The 21,011-nt window shown below is 71.4% G+C and carries 19 protein-coding genes and 1 pseudogene; 10 read left to right on the top strand and 10 right to left on the bottom strand.

Annotated features, from left to right (window positions below):
- Positions 1 to 111: 111 nt before the first annotated feature.
- On the bottom strand, positions 112 to 843 hold the full coding sequence (locus tag AB0G11_RS09545) for a CPBP family intramembrane glutamic endopeptidase (protein WP_357585420.1): 732 nt from the start codon (positions 841 to 843) through the stop codon (positions 112 to 114).
- Positions 844 to 928: 85 nt separating this feature from the next.
- Here AB0G11_RS09545 and AB0G11_RS09550 point away from each other — a divergent pair, with 85 nt between their 5' ends.
- Both AB0G11_RS09550 and AB0G11_RS09555 read left to right on the top strand, forming a co-directional pair.
- On the top strand, positions 929 to 1,783 hold the full coding sequence (locus tag AB0G11_RS09550; RefSeq protein WP_357585045.1) for a TetR/AcrR family transcriptional regulator: 855 nt from the start codon (positions 929 to 931) through the stop codon (positions 1,781 to 1,783).
- 362 nt (positions 1,784 to 2,145) lie between these two features.
- Positions 2,146 to 2,376: a hypothetical protein gene (locus AB0G11_RS09555; RefSeq protein ID WP_357585047.1), complete on the top strand. Its 231-nt coding sequence runs from the start codon at positions 2,146 to 2,148 to the stop codon at positions 2,374 to 2,376.
- Positions 2,377 to 2,459: 83 nt separating this feature from the next.
- On the opposite strand, the gene AB0G11_RS09560 is transcribed toward AB0G11_RS09555, so the two are convergent.
- From AB0G11_RS09560 to AB0G11_RS09570, 3 genes are all read right to left on the bottom strand, one after another.
- Positions 2,460 to 2,714 carry a hypothetical protein gene (locus AB0G11_RS09560; RefSeq protein WP_357585049.1) on the bottom strand — a complete coding sequence of 85 codons (255 nt, stop codon included), beginning with the start codon at positions 2,712 to 2,714 and terminating at the stop codon, positions 2,460 to 2,462.
- A gap of 826 nt (positions 2,715 to 3,540) precedes the next feature.
- Positions 3,541 to 3,852: a DUF952 domain-containing protein gene (locus tag AB0G11_RS09565; protein ID WP_357585051.1), complete on the bottom strand. Its 312-nt coding sequence runs from the start codon at positions 3,850 to 3,852 to the stop codon at positions 3,541 to 3,543.
- The gene (locus tag AB0G11_RS09570; RefSeq protein ID WP_357585052.1) at positions 3,849 to 4,403 is read right to left on the bottom strand and encodes a GNAT family protein; all 555 of its coding nucleotides are present in this window, start codon (positions 4,401 to 4,403) and stop codon (positions 3,849 to 3,851) included. Before AB0G11_RS09570 ends, AB0G11_RS09565 begins: the two co-directional genes overlap by 4 nt.
- 17 nt (positions 4,404 to 4,420) lie before the next feature.
- On the opposite strand from AB0G11_RS09570, the gene AB0G11_RS09575 reads away from it, so the two are divergent.
- Positions 4,421 to 5,410 (top strand): radical SAM protein, encoded by a 990-nt coding sequence (locus AB0G11_RS09575; RefSeq protein WP_246646704.1) that lies wholly within the window; start codon positions 4,421 to 4,423, stop codon positions 5,408 to 5,410.
- 136 nt (positions 5,411 to 5,546) lie between these two features.
- Here AB0G11_RS09575 and AB0G11_RS09580 read toward each other — a convergent pair whose 3' ends face one another.
- On the bottom strand, positions 5,547 to 6,737 hold the full coding sequence (locus AB0G11_RS09580) for an Ig-like domain-containing protein (RefSeq protein ID WP_357585054.1): 1,191 nt from the start codon (positions 6,735 to 6,737) through the stop codon (positions 5,547 to 5,549).
- 125 nt (positions 6,738 to 6,862) lie between these two features.
- Positions 6,863 to 9,103, bottom strand: a complete 2,241-nt coding sequence (locus AB0G11_RS09585) for an ATP-dependent RecD-like DNA helicase (RefSeq protein WP_357585056.1) — start codon at positions 9,101 to 9,103, stop codon at positions 6,863 to 6,865.
- Between the two features lie 121 nt (positions 9,104 to 9,224).
- Here AB0G11_RS09585 and AB0G11_RS09590 point away from each other — a divergent pair, with 121 nt between their 5' ends.
- Positions 9,225 to 10,613: a cytochrome b N-terminal domain-containing protein gene (locus tag AB0G11_RS09590; RefSeq protein WP_357585058.1), complete on the top strand. Its 1,389-nt coding sequence runs from the start codon at positions 9,225 to 9,227 to the stop codon at positions 10,611 to 10,613.
- Between the two features lie 13 nt (positions 10,614 to 10,626).
- On the opposite strand, the gene AB0G11_RS09595 is transcribed toward AB0G11_RS09590, so the two are convergent.
- Entirely contained in the window at positions 10,627 to 11,664 is a 1,038-nt protein-coding gene (locus AB0G11_RS09595; protein ID WP_357585422.1) for an NADH:flavin oxidoreductase/NADH oxidase, read from the bottom strand.
- A gap of 161 nt (positions 11,665 to 11,825) precedes the next feature.
- Here AB0G11_RS09595 and AB0G11_RS09600 point away from each other — a divergent pair, with 161 nt between their 5' ends.
- Genes AB0G11_RS09600 through AB0G11_RS09610 form a run of 3 tightly spaced genes read left to right on the top strand, consistent with a single transcriptional unit; the run spans position 11,826 to position 14,506 of the window.
- Positions 11,826 to 12,152, top strand: coding sequence for a helix-turn-helix transcriptional regulator (locus tag AB0G11_RS09600; protein WP_219517328.1), 327 nt, complete (start codon positions 11,826 to 11,828; stop codon positions 12,150 to 12,152).
- A gap of 26 nt (positions 12,153 to 12,178) precedes the next feature.
- Complete coding sequence (locus AB0G11_RS09605) at positions 12,179 to 13,138, top strand: hypothetical protein (RefSeq protein ID WP_357585060.1); 960 nt, start codon at positions 12,179 to 12,181, stop codon at positions 13,136 to 13,138.
- A gap of 33 nt (positions 13,139 to 13,171) precedes the next feature.
- Positions 13,172 to 14,506 carry a serine hydrolase domain-containing protein gene (locus tag AB0G11_RS09610; RefSeq protein ID WP_219517326.1) on the top strand — a complete coding sequence of 445 codons (1,335 nt, stop codon included), beginning with the start codon at positions 13,172 to 13,174 and terminating at the stop codon, positions 14,504 to 14,506.
- Between the two features lie 43 nt (positions 14,507 to 14,549).
- Here the strand turns inward: AB0G11_RS09610 and AB0G11_RS09615 are convergent.
- Positions 14,550 to 15,077, bottom strand: a pseudogene (locus AB0G11_RS09615) (LysR family transcriptional regulator substrate-binding protein); the annotation flags it as partial.
- A 14-nt stretch (positions 15,078 to 15,091) separates the two neighbouring features.
- Between AB0G11_RS09615 and AB0G11_RS09620 the strand changes: the two are divergent.
- From AB0G11_RS09620 to AB0G11_RS09630, 3 genes are all read left to right on the top strand, one after another.
- The gene (locus tag AB0G11_RS09620; RefSeq protein WP_357585062.1) at positions 15,092 to 16,402 is read left to right on the top strand and encodes a hypothetical protein; all 1,311 of its coding nucleotides are present in this window, start codon (positions 15,092 to 15,094) and stop codon (positions 16,400 to 16,402) included.
- Entirely contained in the window at positions 16,399 to 17,214 is an 816-nt protein-coding gene (locus AB0G11_RS09625; protein ID WP_357585064.1) for a transporter substrate-binding domain-containing protein, read from the top strand. Before AB0G11_RS09620 ends, AB0G11_RS09625 begins: the two co-directional genes overlap by 4 nt.
- Positions 17,215 to 17,309: 95 nt before the next feature.
- The gene (locus AB0G11_RS09630; RefSeq protein ID WP_219509550.1) at positions 17,310 to 17,624 is read left to right on the top strand and encodes a hypothetical protein; all 315 of its coding nucleotides are present in this window, start codon (positions 17,310 to 17,312) and stop codon (positions 17,622 to 17,624) included.
- Between the two features lie 51 nt (positions 17,625 to 17,675).
- On the opposite strand, the gene rpoD is transcribed toward AB0G11_RS09630, so the two are convergent.
- A complete protein-coding gene (rpoD, locus tag AB0G11_RS09635; protein WP_308125969.1) occupies positions 17,676 to 18,779 on the bottom strand; it encodes an RNA polymerase sigma factor RpoD in 1,104 nt (367 codons plus the stop codon).
- A gap of 297 nt (positions 18,780 to 19,076) precedes the next feature.
- On the bottom strand, positions 19,077 to 20,918 hold the full coding sequence (gene dnaG / locus AB0G11_RS09640) for a DNA primase (protein WP_219509548.1): 1,842 nt from the start codon (positions 20,916 to 20,918) through the stop codon (positions 19,077 to 19,079).
- Positions 20,919 to 21,011 lie beyond the last annotated feature (93 nt).

Below are 21,011 nucleotides of genomic sequence, written 5' to 3' on the forward strand. Positions count from 1 at the left end.
CTTCGGTTGGAGGCCCAACCCCCACCCACCCCCGCTGACCGAAACCCCCCACCCTCCGTCCCGCACCCCGCACACACCGCCGCCGGGGGAGAGGGCAGCCCACCGCCACGATCACCCGCCCCCGCCCACCCCCGCCCGCGACCGCGACACCACCCACACCACCACCACGGCCGCCCCCACCGTCAGCACACCCGACACCACCGGCACCACCGCCGCGTCATACCCCGGCACATACGCCGCCGTCACGTTCAACATCGCGTGCATCAACACCGCCGCCGACACCCCACCCGTCACCGCACGCAACCCCACCATGACCACCCGAGCCGCCACCGTCCCCACGAACCAGCCCCCGATCCACACCGCACCGTGCCCCGCCTGCACCAACGGCAGCAGATGCCACACCCCCCAGAACACCCCGAGAACCACCCCCGCACCCACCACCCCGAACCGCCCCCGCAACGGATCGGCCGCATACCCCGTCCACCCCACCTCCTCGAACGCCGCCGCCACCACCGAAGCCCCGAACACCAACGGCAACACCACCAGCGACGTCGCCAACCCCACCGGAGCCGCACCCACCAGCACCACCCCGGCCCCCACCACGACCGGCAACGCCACCGCCACCGCATACCACCGAGCCCGCCCCGCCGGCCGATCCACCACCCCCGCCAGCAACGCCACGACCCCCGCCCGCCCCGCATCCCGCCACACCAGCACCACCGCCGCCACCAGCGGCACCACGAACATCGCCGCACTCGCCGGCATGTCGACCGCCCCCACCCGCACCGTGGGGGACAGCGCCCCCACCACATAGAACGGCACCGACAGCACAGCGACCAGCACCAGGAACAACCCCGGCCGACCCACCACGGCCCACCACCCCCGCACCCGTTGAGACACGATATCCCAAGTACCATAAACTACGAGAGTGACCCCACAACCACCGCAAACCGGCCCAACCCGGCGCCGCACCCGCATCACCGACGAAGAAACCGCCCGCCGCATGCTCGACACCGCCACCCACACCGTCGAACACACCGGCCTCACCGTCAGCCTCGACCACCTCAGCCTCGAACAGATCATCCGAGACGCCGGCGTCGCCCGCAGCGCCGTCTACCGCCGCTGGCCCTACAAAGACCTCTTCTTCAGCGACCTCCTCCGCGAACTCGCCAAAGCCACCAACCCCACCACCACCGCCACCGACCCCACCGCCACCCGAACAGCCACCCACACCCTCCTCACCTCACTCACCTGGGCCCGCAACCCCCACCAACGCCGCGCCCTGGCCGCCGAAGCACTCCGCACCGGCGCACTCGGCGAATACGACCTCTTCCACCGCTCACCCGCCTGGCGCACCTACCTCGCCCTGCAAGCCACCTTCCGCAGCCTCCCCGACGGCGACCTCCGCACCGACGTCCAGCAAGCCCTCACCGACGCCGAACACACCATGATCACCGGCCTCGCCACCACCTACACCCACATGACCCGGCTCCTCGGCCTGCGCCCACACCCCGGCATCACGTACGAGACCATCGCCCGCCTCGCCGTCGCCACCCTGCGCGGACTCATCCTCATGACCCCCGCCAACCCCGAACTCACCACCCACCGATTCCCCGCCAACCCCTTCGGCGCCCCCGAACCCGCCGAATGGACCGAACCCGCACTCGCGATCGCCACCGTCGTGGTCGGCCTCCTCGAACCCGACCCCGACCTCACCTGGACCGACGAACACGAACGCGCGGCCGAGCACGCCCTCCGCACGGGGCAGTGGCGGGAAACCTGACCACCACGCCAGGCCGGAGGGGGACGGACGCCCCCGGTGGTCACACCCGCCGAGGGGGAGTGGGCCAACCCTGACGCGCGAGGAGCCGCAATCTCCGCACTTTGGCTCCGCCTCACCAGCCGGGTGGCAACCTCTGGGATCTGGACGGTGGTTCTACTGATCACAGAAAAGGGGAGTGGGCCGTATGTCCACCCGGTGGGCGGCTTCTCCGCGTGGCGCCATCCCCGCGCCAGGAGGGGAGCGCGTACGGACGGCGCACGAGAGGCGGGAATGCCGGCAGCGGGCGCACTGGGCCCTGTCTCACCGGAGCGGCCCAGGCGGTCGCTATCGGATCTTGATCTGGGCGTGGAATGCTCTCATCCGTGTCTGAATCGAACGAAGGTGCCGAGCCCGGTGGTGCGTTGGAGGACCCTGTCTGGGTGCTGCGGATGGTCGGCTGGATCGCCATCGGCGGGGGTGTCCTGCTCGCCTTGATTCAGGCGAACTCCAGCGGGCGAAACTCCGGGCTCTGGATTCTCATCTTTCTCGGGGTCGCGATCCTGGGGGCGTTGCTCAGGATCGAGGCTGCCATCCGCGACGCGAAGCGGCATTGATCCGCGTCGGCGGTGGGGGGCGCGACTGACTGGGCATACCAAACAGAATCCAGCTTCTGTCTGGTATGGCCTATTTTGTCGGATTAGAGCCGGTTGACGAAGCGGGTGGCGGCGCGGTGGCTCATGCCCGTCTCGCCGCGCACGAGGAACACTGCCTCCTGGATCTGGCCCATCGCCTTCATCTCGCGGGCCTGCTCGACCAGGTCGGGGTTGGGGGCTGGGCGGTTGCGGGGGCGGCGGGTGAGGCGCGCGGCCAGGATGATCAGGTAGATGATCACGATCGTGACGACCGCGGTGATCGCGACGAGACCGCCGGTGGAGATCGCCAGGATGGGCATGATTCGATCGTACGCGCTCGGTTGTGCGGCACGAAGGGTGTGCGGGTGCGCCGGGGGCTCTGAGGGCGGGCTTCTGGGGTCTGCCTGGTTGCTTGATAATGGACATTATGTCAAGTAGATGTGGTCGGCGGCTCGTGGGGGCTCTCCCCTGCCGGTTTCGGTTAGGGGTTTGGGTTCGCCGGATTGGCGGGTGTGAGATGCGTTACGTGGTGGGGTGGGTGCGGGGCGGGAGGTGGGGTGGGGCGGCGGGGGTGGTGGTGTGCGGGTGTTGTGGCTGGTGGAGTGGTGGTTTGGGGTGCTTCTCCCCCGGTGGTGCGGTTGGGGGGCGGGGTGGGGTGGGTGGTTGACAGTTGGGGTGACTTCTCGTTGATTAGCTGCCGCTGGGTTGATGTGGCGTTTAGGGTGGTCTTCTGCTATCGCGCCGCGAGAGGAGCAGCACGTGGGGAACGAGTCTGTGTTATGTCCGGTGTGTCAGGGGGTTGTTCCGGCTTCGGGGCGGGATGCGTACACGCCGCTGCGGGGGCGGCTGATTCTGACGAATGGGTATTGCGGGGGTGACTGCGCCGATCGGCGTGGGGTTGATCGGGAGCGGACGCAGCAGGTGGCGCGTCCGGTTGCGGCGCCGGGTCCGGTTCAGGGGCAGGCGCAGGGGCATCTGCAGGGTCATCCGCAGGGGCAGGCGTATGGGTATGGGCAGGAGTCGGTGCAGGCTCCGTTGTATGCGCCGGCTCAGGTTCCGGTTGCGGTGGGTCCGGGGGTTCGCCGCTAGGTTTTCGCGGTTGCGGCCAGGCTGTCACGGTGTGACGGGCTGGCCGTTTTCCGTTTTTCAGGGGGTGTAGGGGCGGGTGGCGGTGACGGCTGTGGTGGGCAGGGGGCCGTAGAGGTGGGGGTAGCCGTTCTCGGTGCGGATGTCGAGGCCGGTGGGGTCGATGTCGAGGATGATCAGGTCGGTGTCGGGGATGTGGTGGTAGTAGGTGTCGTGGACGGTGCGGAGTTGGGTGTGGTCGCGGCTGCAGTGGATGTAGCCCTCTTGGGCGAGGGTGCGGCCGAGGGTGGAGATGAGGTACTCCCCCGTGGTCTGGGCGTGGGTCCAGTCGGTGCGCAGGGCGAGGTGGTGGATGGTGGGGTGGGTGGTCATGGTGTCCATTCGGTTTCGAGCATGGCGTAGATCATTTCTGAGACCCATTCGCCTTTGACGTGTTCGTTGTCGATGAGGTGGGCTTCCTGGCGCATGCCGAGTTTCTGCAGGACGCGGGCGGAGGCGGTGTTGCGGGCGTCGAGGCGGCCGACGATGCGGTGGAGGCCGAGGTGGTCGAAGCCGAGGCGGAGCATTTCGCGGGCGGCTTCGGCGGCGTAGGCGTGGCCGTGGTGGTCGGGGTGCAGGATGTAGCCGATTTCGCCTTGGCGGTGGGTGCGGCTGGTCCAGATGAGCAGGGTGTTGCCGATGAGGGCGCCGGTGTCGTTGCGGGTGATGGCGACGTCGAGGGCGTCGCCTTCGTCGTGGAGCTGGGTGCGGGTGATTTTCTTGTCGAGGTGTTCGCGGACGGTGTTGCGGTCGCGGGGGGTCCAGTAGAGGTAGCGGGCGACGTCGGGGCGGGATTCGTAGGCGTGGAGGGCGTCGAGGTCGTCGGTGGTGAAGGGGCGCAGGGTGAGGCGGGGGGTGGTGATGGGGTAGCGGGGTTTGAGCACGGGGGCAGTGTAGTGGCTTGCTCTGGGAGTCGAATGCGTGTTCCACTTGGGTGGTGGGTTGGGATGCGCTGCCGTTGGTGGAGGCCGCTGACGATCGTCCGCTGATCGAGCGGCGGGCGGTGCTGCGTGGTGGTTTCTATGAGATGCAGGCTCGTTCGGTGATCGAGCGGGTGCCGGTGTGGGCGGGGGTCTCCGAGGGGTGGGGGGTGTCGCCGTATCGGGGGTGTGCGCACGCGTGTGTGGGGTGTGGGGCGCGGTCGGGGCATGGCCGGTTGGGGTTGGACGCGGGTCGTGATTTCGAGACGCGGGTGGTGGTGCGGCCGAATGTGGTGGTGCGGTTGCGGGCGGAGCTGGCTCGGTGGGGTGGTGAGCCGGTGGCGGTGGGGGTGAGTGGTGATGTGTATCAGGTGGCGGAGCGGACGTATCGGTTGATGCCGGGGGTGGTGGCGGCGTTGGCGGAGGCGGGGGTGCCGTTCACGGTGTATACGAAGAGTCCGCTGGTGTTGCGTGATGCGGGGGTGCTGGCGGAGGCGGGGGCTTCGGTGGCGGTGTCGATCGCGTTCGTGGATGAGCGGATCCGGCGTGGGGTGGAGCCGGGGGCGGTGGGGGCGCAGGCGCGGTTGGAGCTGGTGTCGGCGTTGGTGGAGGCGGGGGTGGCGTGCCGGGTGCGGATGGGGCCGGTGTTGCCGTTGTTGAGTGATGCGGCGGATCAGTTGGGGGCGACGGTGCGGCGGATCGCGGCGGCGGGGGCGGTGGCGGTGGAGCCGGTGGTGTTGCGGCTGCCGCCGGGGACGCGGGAGTGGTATTTGGAGTGGTTGGGGGGTGCTCATCCGGAGTTGGTGGGCCGGTATGAGGAGTTGTATGACCGGTCGGGGTTGCCGTCGGCTGGTTATGAGGAGCGGATTGTGGGGCAGATCGGGCAGTTGTGCCGGGCGTATGGTCTGGCGTGTGGTGCGGGGGTGGCGGAGCGGCGTGAGCCGCGGTTCGGGCAGTTGGCGTTGGTGTGAGCGGGGCTTCTCCCCCGTTGGGTGGTAGGGGGTTTCTCCCCCGTTCGGTGTGAGGGCTTCTCCCCTGTGCCGCTGGTCCCGTAGATGCGTGAAGGGCCGCACCTGTGTGCAGGTGCGGCCCTTACGTGTGTGGTGGTCAGGCGTCGTTCTTGAGGGCGCTGCCCTTCTTCCACTGGGTGAAGGACATCTGCCAGTAGCCCCAGCCGTTGTTCCATTCGAGTTGGCGGTCGGTGCCGGTGATGTCGACGATGTCGCCGCGCTGGAAGGTGTCGTAGAACCATTTGGCCTGGTCGGGGCGGGCGTTGATGCAGCCGTGGCTGACGTTGCGGCGGCCTTGGGCCCAGGTGTTGTTCTTGGCGTGGACGTATTCGCCGCTGTTGGAGATGCGGACGGCGTGGTCGATCATGACGTCGTAGTAGCCGGGGTCGCCCTTTTTGCGTCCTGGGGAGATCATGCGGACGGGGTGGGCGCGTTCCATGGTGAGGTGGATGCCGGAGGTGGTGGTGTATTCGCGGGTGGTGGCCATGCCGGCGCTGATGGCCATGGTCTTGACGCGTTTGCCGTCCTTGTAGACGTACATCATGTGCTTGGCGGCGTTGATCTTGCTGATGACCTTGGCGCCGATCTTCATGCTGTAGTCGTAGTCCTTCATGCCGTAGAGGCCCTTGCCGGCTTTGACGCCGGTGAGGTCGGCGGAGAAGGTGACTTTCTGGTGGGCGGCCCAGTATTTGGCGGGGCGGTAGATGGCGACGGTGTCGTCGATCCAGCGCCAGGCGCCCTTGTGGGGTTCTTCGGATTCGACGTGGAGGTTGCGTTCGACGGCGGCCTTGTTGGTGACGGCCTGGTTGAAGGTGACCCGGATGGGCATGCCGACGCCTACGGTTTCGCCCTTGACGTTGGGGGTGACGTCGGCGATCTGCAGGATGCGTTCGGGTTTGAGGGTGGTGAAGGTGCCGTCGGCGGTGGTGGCTCCGGCGCGGGCGGTGACGGTGTAGCTGCTGGAGGGTTTGAGGGGGGTGGTGGAGATCCAGCGGGTCTTGTCGCTGTTGTACTTGCCCTCGAGTTGTTCGCCCTTCGCCTCGACGATGACGTCGTCGAGGGTGCCGCCGGCGGCGGTGACGATGACCTTCTTGGCGGGGTCGACCTTGGCGCCGCCGTCGGCGGGGCTGATCTGGATGGTGGGGGGTTGGGTGGTGGCGGAGGTGGTCGCCTCGGAGGCGGAGGGGCCGTTGGGCGTTCCTCCGCCGGAGCATGAGGCGGTCAAGGCTGCCGTGGTGGCCAGGGCCACTCCTGCGGCGGTCTTTCTCCAGCCGGTTGCGACGTTCACTCCGTACCTCTCCCCCACTTGCTCATCTGCGCACTAAAAAACCTTAATGCTCCTGCATGTAAGACGCGGATGAGTTTGGGAGAGTTCGGTCACATTTCGATCACTTCTGGGGGTGTCGCCGCTGGTCAAGACGGGTCAGGACGGCCGGAAAGCGGGCCCGACAGGCGGTGGGTGAGGCCGGTGTGCCGGCGGCCCGCTCCCCTGGTGCGCACGGCCTGGGCCAGGGCGCGGCGGGAGCCGACGATGACGACGAGCTTCTTGGCGCGGGTGATGGCGGTGTAGAGGAGGTTGCGCTGCAGCATCATCCAGGCGCTGGTGGCCAGCGGGATGACGACGGCGGGGTATTCGCTGCCCTGGGAGCGGTGGATGGAGACGGCGTAGGCGTGGGCGAGCTCGTCGAGCTCGTCGAAGGCGTAGTCGACGTGTTCGTCCTCGTCGGTCAGGACGGTCAGGGCGCTGTCGTCGGGGCGGATGTCGGTGACGATGCCGACGGTGCCGTTGAAGACGCCGGCGGCGCCCTTGTCGTAGTTGTTGCGCAGCTGGGTGACCTTGTCGCCGACGCGGAAGACGCGGCCGCCGTAGCGGCGTTCGGGCATGCCTTCGCGGGCGGGGGTGAGGGCTTCCTGCAGGGCGGTGTTGAGGGCGGCGGCTCCGGCGGCGCCGCGGTGCATGGGGGCCAGGACCTGGATGTCGCGGCGGGGGTCGAGGCGGAAGCGGCGCGGGATGCGGCGGGCGACGACGTCGACGGTGAGGGCGGCGATCTCCTCGCCTTCCTCGCAGGGGAACAGGAAGAAGTCGGTCATGCCGGCGAGCTGGGGGTGGTGGCCGGTGTTGACGCGGTGGGCGTTGACGACGACGCCGGACTCCTGGGCCTGGCGGAAGATCTGGGTGAGGCGGACGCGCGGGATGTCGGGGGCGGCTAGGAGGTCTTTGAGTACCTCGCCGGCGCCGACGGAGGGGAGCTGGTCGACGTCGCCGACGAACAGCAGGTGGGCGCCGGGGGCGACGGCCTTGACGAGTTTGTTGGCCAGGAGTAGGTCGAGCATGGAGGCTTCGTCGACGACGACGAGGTCGGCGTCGAGGGGGTTGTCGCGGTCGAAGGTGGCCTCGCCGCCGGGGCGTAGCTGGAGCAGGCGGTGGACGGTGGTGGCCTGGTGGCCGGTGAGTTCGGCCAGGCGTTTGGCGGCGCGGCCGGTGGGGGCGGCGAGGATGACCTTGGCGTGTTTGGCGCGGGCCAGGGTGACGATGGAGCGGACGGTGAAGCTCTTGCCGCAGCCGGGGCCGCCGGTCAGGACGGCGACCTTGCGGGTGAGGGCGAGGCGGACGGCCTGGCGTTGCTCGGGGGCGAGGTCGGCGCCGGTGCGGTCGCGCAGCCAGGCTTCGGCGGCGTTCCAGTCGACGTCGGTGAAGCTCTTGAGCCGGTCGTGGCCGTTGCGCAGGAGGGTGAGCAGGCTGCCGGCGAGGGAGAGTTCGGCGCGGTGGAAGGGCGGCAGGTAGACGGCGGGCACGACGTTGTCGCCGGCGGGGACGGGTTCGCGGACGGCGCCTTCGGCGGTGACGAGGTCGTCGAGGCAGGTGGTGACGAGGGGTGCGGGCACGTCGAGGATCTTGACGGCGTCGGCGGTGAGGTTGGGGGCGGGCAGGTAGCAGTGGCCGTCGTCGGCGGCCTGGGACAGGGTGTAGCGCAGGCCGGCTTTGACGCGTTCGGGGCTGTCGTGGGGGATGCCGACGGCCTGGGCGATGGTGTCGGCGGTCTTGAAGCCGATTCCCCACACGTCGTCGGCGAGCCGGTAGGGGTGGGTGCGGACGACGTCGACGGATTTGTCGCCGTACTGCTTGAAGATGCGGACGGCGATGGAGGTGGAGACGCCGACGCCCTGCAGGAAGATCATCACTTCTTTGATGATTTTCTGTTCTTCCCAGGCGGCGGCGATGAGTTTGGTGCGTTTGGGGCCGAGGCCGGGGACTTCGGTGAGGCGTCCGGGGTCGTTCTCGATGATGTCGAGGGTGGCGGTGCCGAAGTGGTCGGTGATGCGTTCGGCCATCTTGGGGCCGATGCCCTTGATGAGGCCGGAGCCGAGGTAGCGGCGGATGCCCTGCACGGTGGCGGGGAGCACGGTGGTGTAGGACCACACCTCGAACTGGCGGCCGTAGCGGGGGTGTGAGGTCCAGCGGCCGGTCAGGCGCAGGGATTCGCCGACCTGGGCGCCGAGGAGGGGGCCGACGACGGTGAGGAGGTCGGCGCCGGTGCGGGCGGTGGCGACCCGGGCGATGGTGTAGCCGGTCTCCTCGTTGGCGTAGGTGATGCGTTCGAGGACGGCCTCCAGCACGGCGCCGGCGGGTCGTTCCTCGGTCATGGCCAGCATTCTGCCCTACGGGCGGGGCGGCGGTGATCGCGGCGTGACGTTGGTCACGACGGGCGGTGGGGGCGTCACAGGGGCGGGGTGGGCGGCGTCTTGTGTACAGGCGAGGTCAGGAGGTTTCATCATGCGTTCGCCCGTACGTTCCGGGGCCAGGCGGGGGTCGTTCCAGTTCTCGCACTGGTCGTTCATGTTCGCGCAGATCGCGATCTGGTCGTTCGCGGTGCTGGTGGTGACGGGGGCCGTGCTGATGCTGTTCTACGAGCCGGGCATGGCGCGGGTGCGTTATGACGGCCCGTACGGGCCGCTGCGGGGGCTGTGGGTCAGCGAGGCGTTCGATTCGACCATGCGGCTCTCGCTGGAGGTGCGTGGGGGGCTGCTGGTGCGGCAGGCGCATCACTGGGCCGCGCTGGTGTTCGTGGCGGCGGTGGCGTTGCAACTGCTGCGGATGTTCCTGACGGGGGCGTTCCGGCGGCCGCGCACGGGTCAGTGGCTGATCTGGGTGACGCTGCTGGCGCTGGGCATGGCCGCGGGCGAGACCGGCAACGCGCTGCCGGACGACGGGCTGTCGGGCGGGAGCTTGTGGCTGATCGTGTCGGTGGTGCAGTCGATCCCGCTGGTGGGGACGTGGGTGGCGGGGCTGCTGTTCGGGGCGGGGTTCCCGGGCGATCACATCATTCCGGTCATGTACGGCGGGCATCTGGGGGTCTCGGTCGTGATGGCGGGGCTGCTGATCTGGCGGGAGCTGCTGGTGCGGCGGCGGGGGCATTCGCGGTTCGTCGCGTCGCTGCCGGTGCGGCGCAGTGCCCGGCTGATGATGGCGGCGGCGACGGCCGGCATGCTGATCATTCTGGGGTACGGGGTGCAGATCGCTCCGGTGTGGCTGTACGGGCCGGCCAGTCCGTCGCAGATCTCGGCCGGTTCGGTGCCGGACTGGTACATGGGGTTCCTCGACGGGGCGTTGCGGATCATGCCGGCGTGGGAGCTGACGCTGGGCGGTTACACGCTGAGCCTGGCGGTGCTGGTGCCGACGCTGGTGGTGCCGGGGGTGTTCTTCACGGTGCTGGCGGCCTACCCGGTGGCCGAGCGGTTCGTGCTGGCGCGGCGGGGGCGGCGTGACGGGCTGGGGCGGCCCAAGAGCGCGAGCCGGATGGCGCGGGAGCGGGCCGTGGGTGACGTGCTGGACCGGCCGAGGGACACGCCGGTGAAGACGGCGCTGGCGGTGGCCGGGATCACGTTCTACGGGCTGTTGTGGGCGGCGGCGGCCAACGACCAGCTCGCCCACCAGTTCCACCTGTCCCTGGAGGCGGTGACGGTCTTCTTCAGGTGCGCGGTGGTGGCGGGGCCGGTGGTCGCGTTCGTGGTGACGCGGTGGATCTGCCTGGGGTTGCGCCAGGCGGAGGATCATGGGGTGGAGAGCGGGGTCATCGTGCGCTCCCCCGGTGGCGGGTTCCACGAGCGGCCGATGCCGGAGCGGCCGGGGCGGGAGGCGATCGGCGCGGGTCGCCACGGTTAGGCCGGCGGGTGGGTCACAGGGCGTAGTCGTACTGGTCGGGCCAGGTCGGGCGGGCGCCCAGCTCGCGGGCGGCCCGGTGCGGCCAGTACGGGTCGCGCAGCAGCTCGCGGCCGAGCAGGACGGCGTCGGCGTGGCCGGAGGTGAGGATGTCCTCGGCCTGCCGCGGGTCGGTGATCTTGCCGACGGCGGCGACGGGCATGCCGGTCTCGGCGCGCACGCGGGCGGCGAAGGGCACCTGGTAGCCGGGCGTGGGGACGATGCGGGCGCGGGGCGCGTTGCCGCCGCTGGAGGTGTCGAGCAGGTCGATGCCGTGGGCGTGCAGTTCCTTGGCCAGCCGTACGGTGTCGTCGGCGGTCCAGCCGTCGCGCTCGTCGCCGGGGTTCTCGGTGAGCCAGTCGGTGGCCGAGACGCGGAACAGGACGGGCAGGTCGTCGGGCCAGACGGCGCGGACGGCGTCGGCGATCTGCAGGGCGAGGCGGATGCGGTTGGCGAAGGAGCCGCCGTAGGCGTCGGTGCGGTGGTTGCTGTGCGGGGAGAGGAATTCGCCGATCAGGTAGCCGTGGGCGCCGTGGATCTCGGCGACGCGGAAGCCGGCGCGCAGGGCGCGGCCGGCGGCGGCGGCGAAGTCGGCGACGACGCGCTGGATCTCCTCGGTGGTGAGCTCGTGCGGGACGGGGTAGCCGTCGTCGAAGGCCAGGGGGCTGGGGCCGGTGACGGGCCAGCCGCCGTCGGCGGGGGCGACGGGGCCGCCGCCGCGCCAGGGGCGGTCGGTGGAGGCCTTGCGGCCGGCGTGGCCGAGCTGGATGCCGGGGACGGCGCCGTGCAGGGTGAGCAGGTGGCTGATGTGGGCGAAGGCCCGCTCCTGGCGGTCGTTCCACAGGCCGAGGTCCCAGGGGGTGATGCGGCCTTCGGCGGAGACGGCGGTGGCCTCGGTGAGGATGAGGCCGGCGCCGCCGGCGGCGCGGGCGGCCAGGTGGGAGTAGTGCCAGTCGTGCGGCACGCCCGTGTCGGGGCCGTCGGGGGCGGCGGAGTACATGCACATCGGCGACATCCAGGCGCGGTTGGGGATCGTCAGTGAGCGCAGGGTGATCGGGTCGAACAGCACAGGGGGGCACCTCTCCCGGGAGGACGGCTTGTACGTCAATCATCGTACTACGAGAGTTATCGTATTACGATGGTTGCCGTACCATGGTGGTGGTTGAGGGAGGGCCGATGTCCACGAGGGTTCTGCAGCACCCCGACGCCGCCGAGATCCGGCTGGAGGCCGTGCTGCACGCGCTGGCCGACCCCATGCGGCTGGAGGTGGTGTGCTTCCTGGCCGCCCACGGCGGGGAGGCCGGCTGCGCCGAGATCGACCTGGGCGTGAGCAAGTCCACCGGCACCCACCACTACCGGGTGCTGCGCGAGGCCGGGGTCATCACCCAGGTCTACCGCGGCACCGCGAAGATCAACTCGCTGCGGCGCGACGACCTCGACGCGCTCTTCCCCGGCCTGCTCGACAGCGTCGTCACCGCGGCCGCCCGGCGCGTCCGCGTCTGACCGGCCGCGCCAGCCCGGGAGGCCGGATGATCGTACGGGCCGCCGCGGTGACGGCACTGCTGGCCACGGCCGCCTGCACGGCCGCTCCCCCGCTGCCGCCCCGGGCGGACGCCTCTCCGCGGACGGCGCCCACGCGCGCGGAGGCGGGGTGCGGCGAGCGGCGGCTGCCCGGCGGGCGGCACACCTTCGAGCACGGCGGCCTCACCCGCACCTTCCTGCTGAGCGTCCCGGACGGGCGCGGGCCGCACCCGGTGCTGCTCAACCTGCACGGCCTCGGCTCCGACGCCCGCGAGCAGGCCGCCTACACGCGCCTGCCCCGCGAAGGTGCCGCCCGCGGCTACATCGTCGCCACCCCGCAGGCCGCCGACGGGCGGCTGGCCTGGACGCTGCCGCACACCTACGGCCCCGACGACACCGCGTTCCTCGGCGCGCTGCTCGACCACCTGGAGGACGGCCTGTGCGCCGACCGGCGGCGCGCGTTCGCCGCCGGGCTGTCCTACGGCGGCGCGATGGCCGTCGCCCTCGTGTGCGGCCTGCGCGGCCGGCTGGCCGGAGCCGCCGCCGTCGGCGGCGTCAGCCTGGCGCCGCCCTGCGAGCGGCCGCCGCCCGCCACCGTCGTCGCCGTGCACGGCACCGCCGACCGCGTCGTCCCCTACCAGGGCGGGCATCCGCTGCGCGAGGCCAGCGGCGACCTGCGGGCGCTGGCCGACCTCGTGACCCTGCCGCCCGTCACCGCCGTCAGCCGCCGGTGGGCCGCCGCCTACCGGTGCGGGCCCCCCGCCGCCTCCTCCCCCGCCTCCCGGGTACGGCTGTCGGCGTGGACGTCGTGCGCCGGCGGCGCCGCCGTCCGGCTGTACACGGTCAAGGACGGCGGGCACACCTGGCCCGGCCCCGTCGAGGTGCCCCGGCTGGGCCGCACCGAGACCGGGCTGGACGCCACCCGGCTGCTGCTGGACGTGTTCGACCGGGCGCCGGACCGGTCCTGAAGGCGCAGGCAGCGGGCGTTAGGCTTGGCGGCCATGAGTCACCAGGTGGGACACCAGACGGCGGCCGCGCTGCTGCGCCGCCTCGCGGCCGAACAGGCCGAGTGCCGCATCCCGTCGATCATGGCGGCGGTCGTGCGCGACGGGCACATCGCATGGGCGGCCGGGCGCGGCCGCGTCGGCGGCGAGCCGCCTACGACGCGCACCCAGTACCGGCTCGGCTCGATCACCAAGAGCGTGGTCGCCGTCGCCGTCATGCGGCTGCGCGACGAAGGGCTGCTCGACCTGCTGGATCCCATCGGCAAGCACCTGCCCGGCGCCCGGTTCGGCGAGGCGACCGTCGCCCAGCTGCTCTCCCACACCAGCGGGCTGACCGCCGAGCCGCCCACCCCCTGGTGGGAGCGCACCCCCGGCGTGGAGGCGGGCGAACTGCTCGCCCGGGTCGGGCCCGGCCACGTCAAGCACCGGCCCGGCCGCCGCTTCCACTACTCCAACGTCGGGTTCGCGCTGCTGGGCGAGCTGGTGGCGCGGCTGCGCGGCAGGCCGTGGCTGGACGTGGTGCGCCAGGAGGTGCTGGAGCCGCTCGGCATGAGCGACACCACCGCCCGGCCGCGCGCCCCGCACGCCTCCGGCTACGCCGTACACCCGTACGCCGACGTGCTGCTGCCCGAGCCCGAGCACGACGCCGTCGCGATGGCGCCCGCCGGGCAGCTGTGGTCGACGACCGCCGACCTGGCGCGCTGGGCGGCCTTCGTCGCCGGTGACACCCGGGGCGTGATCGACGCCGCCACGCTGGAGGAGATGCGCGAGCCGGCGATCGTCGACGACGGCGACGCCTGGACCGCCGGCTACGGGCTCGGCCTGCAGCTCACCCGCTACGCCGGGCGGCGGCTGGCCGGGCACACCGGGTCGATGCCGGGCTTCCTGGCCACCGTGTGGGCCGACCCGGCCGACCGGGTCGGCGTGCTGTTCCTGGCCAATACCACCTCCGGGATGAGCCGCACCCTGCTGACCGACCTGCTGCGCATCCTCGACGAGCACGAGCCCAGCCTGCCGCGCGAGTGGGAGCCGGCTGAGGCCGACGCCGACCTGCTGGCGCTGACCGGCGTGTGGCACTGGGGGCCGACCCCGTACGTGCTGCGGCTGCTGCCCGGGCGCGGGCTCGCTCTGGAGCCGGCCCGCGGCGGCGGCCGGGCCTCCCGGTTCGTGCCGCAGGACGACGGGACGTGGCTGGGGCTCGACGGCTACTACGCGGGCGAGACGCTGCGCGTGGCCGCCGACCACCTGGACGTCAACACGTTCGTCTTCACCCGCGAGCCGTACGACCCGGGCGCGCCGGTGCCGGGCGGCGTCGAGACCTGGCGGGCCTGACCCGCACGGGCGGGCTTCTGGGCGGGCTCCTTCGCGGGCCCGCTCAGGGGCTGGCGAGGGTGGCGGCCAGGTCGGCGGCCGGGCCGGGCGGCAGCGCGGCGTGCACCAGCTCCACCCGGTGCACCAGCCGGGGCGCCACCAGCGGCACCCCCGTCGCGGCCGAGGCGGGCAGCAGCGTCAGCCCGTGCCCGGCCGTGACCAGGCTCATCACCGTGCGCGGATCGTCGCCGGTGTAGTGCAGCCCGGCGCGGAACCCGTCGCCCGCCAGGTCACGCAGCCGCTCCAGCGGGCACAGCGGCGTGCGCAGCCAGCGGGCGTCCACCAGATCGGCCAGCCGCAGCCCCGCCCGGCCCGCCAGCGGATGATCGGCCGGCAGCGCCACCACCAGCGGCTCCTCCCCCGCCCGCGTCGCGGTGAGCGGGCCCGCGTCCGGCAGGCGCAGCGGATCGCTGGGCGCGGCGATGCCCGCCACCAGCGCCAGCTCCGCCTCGCCGCCCGCCACCAGCCGGGCCGCCTCGTCAGCCGGGCACGCCCGCACGGTCACCGTCAGCCGCGGCAGCCGCGCCCGCGCCCGCGCGGCGCGGCGTGCCCGGCCGGATCCGGCTCCTGACCGGCGTCGCGGCCGCGGCGCTGGCGCTGCTGTTCGGCGCGATCGCGGCGGGCGGCGCGACCGCCGGCGAGGGCCTGCGGGTGATCGGCCGCGACGCCGGTCCCCAGGTCGTCGCCACCGCCGGGCTCTACTTCGGGCTGAGCGACATGGACGCGCAGATCGCCGACGTGCTCGTGATGGGCAGCGGCGACGACGCCCGCCGCCAGGCCGCCATCAAGCGGTACGAGCAGCAGCGCACGATGGCGAACCAGGCGCTGCTGAAGGCGTTCGAGCTGGCCGGGGACGACCCGGCCGAACGGCGCACGATCGAGTCGGTGCTCGACGGGCTGGCCCGCTACGAGCGGCTGGCCGCGCGGGCGCTGCTGCTCGACGAGCAGTCCGGGCACGCCGCCGGCCCGCCGCCGTCCGGGGTGGTGGCCGTCTACCGGGAGGCCACGGACCTGATGCGCCAGGTGCTGCTCCCGCAGGCGTACAACCTGACGCTGGAGAGCGGCACGATCGTGCGGCGCACCTACGACGAGACGGCGGTGACGCTGCCGCTCCTGCGGGTGGCGGTGGTGGCGGCCGGGCTGCTGGCCATCGGCTGCCTGGCGTGGCTGCAGGTCTTCCTGGCGCGGCGGTTCCGCCGGATCCTCGGCCCGGCGCTGCTGGCCGCCACCGTGGTGACGCTGGCGGCGACGGTGGCCGGGGCGTCGGCGCTCCAGCAGGACGCCGACCACCTGCGCACGGCCAAGGAGGAGGGCTTCGACTCGATCGTCACGCTCGCCAAGGCCCGCGCGATCGGCAACAGCATGCAGGGCGACCAGAGCCGGTTCCTGCTCGACGAGGAGCGGGCCGACACCTACGAGCACACCTACCTGGACAAGGCGCAGCGGCTGCTCTATCTCGAAGCGGGCAACCTGGGCGGCTACCACGCGGCCGTCGCCGGGCGCGACGAGGACTACCGGGGCATGCTGGGCCGCCAGCTCGGCGGCGACCGGGGCCGGGCCGCGCTCGACGCCTGGGCCAGGTTCCAGCGGACGGACGCGACCCTGCGCGCGATGGCGAGCGGGGACCGGCCCGGCGCGGCCGTCGCCTCCCGCCTCGGCTCGGTGCGCGACGCGTTCGACGCCTACGACAAGGAGCTGGTGACGCTCGCGGCCCGGCACCAGGCGGTCTTCGAGCGGGCGGTCGGCGCGGGCCAGTCCGCGCTGGACAACCTGTGGCGGCTGCTCCCGTTCGCGATCGGCGGCATCGGCGTGCTGCTCGTCGCCGGGGTGTGGCCACGTCTGAAGGAGTACCGATGAAGCGGCTGCTGCCCGCGGTCCTGGCCGTGATCGCGATGCTCGCCGCCTCGTGCGGCCTGGCCGGTGACGGCGCGGAGAGCGTCCTGGACAAGGACCGGCTGGTCATCGGCGTGCGCCCCGACCTGCCGCTGGTGGGCTTCCGCAAGGCCGACGGCTCGTTCGAGGGGTTCGACGTCGAGGTGGCCCGCTACATCGCCGGGAAGCTCGGCAAGGAGGCCGAGCTCATCGGCGTGCTGGCCGACGACCGGGACGACGTGCTGGTCGACGGCAAGGCCGACCTGGTCGTGGCCACGTTCACGATCAGCCAGGACCGCAAGGACACCGTGCTGTTCGCGGGCCCGTACCACATCTCCTACCAGGACATCCTGGTGCGGCCGGACGAGAACGGCATCCGCAACGTGCGCGACCTCCGGGGCCGGCGCATCTGCGAGGTGACGGGCTCCAACGCGGCGCGGCGCGTGGTGGAGGAGCGCAAGGTGGCGGCGCGGGTGCTGCCGTTCAAGGACTACGCGGCCTGCATGACGGCGCTGAAGGGCCGCCAGGTCGACGCCATCACCACCAACGACGTCATCCTCGCGGGCCTGGCCAAGCAGGGCGGCGGCGGGCTGCGCCTGGTCGGCACCCAGTTCAACGAGCAGCGCACCGGGGTCGGGCTGCGCAAGGGCGACGTGGCCGGCTGCGAGGAGGTCAACCGGGCGATCATCGACATGTACCAGGACGGGACCGCCGCGCGGCTGCTGGAGAAGTGGTTCGGGGGCACCGGGCTGGTCGTCGACCGGGTCGCCGTGCCGCAGTTCGAGGGGTGCTCGTAGAACGTTGGTGCTCCAGCCGGGCGTCTCCGCGAGATCGGTCACCATGAGTGGGCAATCTGTAGCGGAGAGTCGTCCCCGGAAAGGAACACCGCTTCATGCACCTGTTCACCCGAACCTCCCTCACCGCCGCCGCGCTCGTCTGCGGCTCCCTGGCCCCGGCCGTCCTCGCGGCCGCGCCGGCCCTGGCCGCGCCCGCGGGCAACGCGCCCGAGTGCGTGGCCGTCTGGGAGACCACCGGCCGCGTCACCAAGACCGGCTACGCGCGCAACGACTGCGACAGGCGGCTGCGCCTGAAGATCGTCTGGGCGCGTGGCACCGACGGCTCCTGCTACACCGTCGACCCCGGTCAGACGATCTCGTCCCAGGTGCCGCGCGGCATCCGGACCTTCGACGGCGCCAACAGCTGCTGACATGCCTCGGGCCGGCGCCCCGCGGGACGCCGGCCCGAGCGGCCTCACCTGTCAGTCGAGGTAGTCGCGCAGCATCTGCGCCCTGGTCGGGTGGCGGAGCTTGGCGAGGGTCTTCGACTCGATCTGCCGGATGCGCTCCCGCGTGACGCCGAACTCCCTGCCCACCTCCTCCAGCGTGCGGGGATGCCCGTCGGCCAGGCCGAAGCGGAGCTGGATGATGCGCTGCTCGCGGTCGGACAGCGTCGCCAGGATGTCGTCGAGCTGGTCCTGCAGCATGATGAAGGCCGCGGCCTCCATCGGCACCACCGCGTCGGAGTCCTCGATGAAGTCGCCGAGGTCGGAGTCCTCCTCACCGATGGGAGACTGCAGCGACACCGGCTCCTGGGCGATCCGCTGGATCTCCACGACCCGGTCGACCGGCAGGTCCATCTCCGCGGCGATCTCCTCGGGCGCCGGCTCGCGGCCGAGGTCCTGATGGAGCTGGCGCTGCACCCTGACGAGCTTGTTGATGGTCTCCACCATGTGCACGGGAATGCGGATGGTCCGCGCCTGGTCGGCGATCGCCCGGGTGATCGCCTGGCGAATCCACCAGGTGGCGTAGGTGGAGAACTTGTAGCCCTTGGTGTAGTCGAACTTCTCCACGGCGCGGATCAGGCCGAGATTGCCCTCCTGGATGAGGTCCAGGAAGAGCATGCCGCGCCCGACATACCTTTTCGCTATCGACACCACGAGCCGCAGGTTCGCCTCGATGAGGCGCTGCTTGGCCCGGGTGCCCTGCCAGACGAGCTCCCTGAATTCCGGGAAGGCCAGACGCGAGACCCCGTTGCCGAGCTTGTCCTCGGCGAACAGGCCGGCTTCGATCGACTTGGCGAGCTCCACCTCCTCTTCGGCCGTCAGCAGGGGCACGCGGCCGATCTCCCGCAGGTAGATGCGGACCAGATCGCTGGTCGGCGCGCGCTTGCCTACGTCTTCCTCATCGGCGCGGGGGGTCTCCTCGTCGCCCTGGGGCTCGAGGACCTCCACACCGTTCTCGGCGAGCATCCGCACGACGCGTTCCAGCGCGTCGGACGGGAGCTCGGATCGGTCGAGCGCGGCTGCGACGTCATCGACGGTTACGCTTCCGCGCTCCCTTCCCTTCGCGACGAGGTCCGCCACCTGGTCTACGGATGGCGGTCCACTTGACAGCACCGATGCACCCACGGGAGACAGTCTGCAGTATTGGTTCCATAAAATGGCAGACCCATTTTTGGCACTGAAGGTAAGGCCGTCACCCTTACGGAATTGAGATCCCTTCAATGTTTAGCCGGAGTTTGATCAGGAAAGTAAAGTCAATTACGCGTTACGGATTGCGTGCCCGGTGTCCCCCCAGGCCGGGCACCGTGGTCTGCCTGCCCGGACACCTCCGGGCGATTCCCACTCAACCACCCGGATTTACCGTGGTAAAAGGATCTTTCAACTTCCGGCGGCGCGATCACGCAGGACGCGGCGCTGCTGCTCCAAGGCGACCAGCTCGCCGAACAGCCGGTTGTACTCCTGCTGCTCGTCGACCGGATTGAGCCGCTGGATGCGCGACTTCACCTGGGCGATGGCGCGGTCGACCGCGGTGGCCTCGATGGCGGCCAGCATGGCTGCGGCGTAGCGCTCCTCGGCGTGGGAGTCGGCCTGGATCGCCTCCACCGCGAACCGGGTGACCAGCGCGCGGGCGCCCTCGGCGTGGGCGTGCTCCACCAGCCGGTCGACCCACGCGCGCCCGCCGGGCCCGGCCGCGGCCAGCCCGCCCGCCGCCACGATGACCTGGTGCAGCGCCAGGTGGTCGGGAGCGGTGAACGCCTGCTGGTCGAGCGCGTCGAAACGCGGCCCCAGCAGCGCGGGCCGCTGCACCGCCAGCTTGAGCAGCTCGGCCTCCACCCGCACGTGCGGGTCGACGGGCGCGGGCCTGGGGGCGCGCTGGGGGCGGCCCTGCTGCGTCTGGGCGGCGTCGGCGATGCGCTGGATGACGAACCGCTCGTCCATGAAGCCCAGCCACCGGTCGAGGTCGATCGCGTAGCGCTTGCGCAGCCCGGCGTCCTTGATCCCGGCCACGATGGGCGCCGCCGCGTCGAGCGCCGCGATCTTGCCCTCGTTGCTGCGCAGGTCGTAGCGGGAGATCGTGCTGCGGATGGCGAACTGGAACAGCGGCTCGCGCCCGGCGATCAGGTCGCGCACCGCCGCGTCGCCCTGCTTGATCCGCAGGTCGCACGGGTCGAGCCCGTCAGCCTGGACCGCCACGTACGTCTGGGTGACGAACTTCTGGTCGTCGGCGAACGCGCGCAGCGCCGCCTTCTGGCCCGCCGCGTCGCCGTCGAAGGTGAACACCACCTCGCCGCGGAACTCGGCCTGGTCGAGCAGGAACCGGCGCAGGATCTTGATGTGCTCCTCGCCGAACGAGGTGCCGCAGGTCGCCACCGCCGTCGGCACCCCGGCCAGATGGCAGGCCATCACGTCGGTGTAGCCCTCGACGATGACCGCCTGGGCGCGCTTGGAGATCTCGCGCTTGGCCAGGTCGAGGCCGTAGAGCACCTGGCTCTTCTTGTAGAGCGGCGAATCGGGGGTGTTGAGGTATTTGGGGCCGTCGTCGGCGTCGATCAGCTTGCGCGCGCCGAACCCGATCACGTCGCCGGTGGCGTCGCGGATCGGCCAGATCAGCCGCCCCCGGAACCGGTCGATCGGGCCGCGCCTGCCCTGCTTGGCCAGGCCGCCCTTGACGATCTCGTCGGCGCTGAAGCCGCGCGCCATCAGGTGGCGGGCCAGCGCCTCCCACTCGTTGGGCGCGTAGCCCACGCCGAACAGCTCGGCGTCGGCCCGCTCGAAGCCCCGCTCGGACAGGAACCGCCGCCCGGCGGCCGCGTCGGGGCCGAACAGCTTGTCGGCGTAGAACTCGGCGGCGACCTTGTGCGCCTCGATCAGCCGCGCTCGCTCCCCGTGGTCGCGGCGCGGCACATAGCCGCCCTGCTCGTACTGCAACTGGATGCCGGCGCGCTGCGCCAGCCGCTCGACGGCCTCGCCGAACGACAGGTGCTCGATCTTCTCGACGAACGTGATCACGTCGCCGCCCTCGGAGCAGCCGAAGCAGAAGAACATCCCGCGCTCGGGGGTGACGTTGAACGACGGGCTCTTCTCGTCGTGGAAGGGGCACAGGCCCTTGAGATTGCCCCCGCCGGCGTTGCGCAACTGGATGTGCTCGCCGATCACGTCGGCGATGGGGGAACGCTCGCGTACGAGCGCGATGTCGACATCACGGATCCGGCCAGCCACGCGGTGAGTCTATTCGGCTCCCCCGACAGACTCTCACCGACGGGCGACCCCACAGCGGGCACCTCCGGATGAACCTCCGGATGAGGGGACGGC

Origin of the sequence: Nonomuraea sp. NPDC023979 (assembly GCF_040639085.1) — a bacterium.
Taxonomy (GTDB): domain Bacteria; phylum Actinomycetota; class Actinomycetes; order Streptosporangiales; family Streptosporangiaceae; genus Nonomuraea; species Nonomuraea ceibae.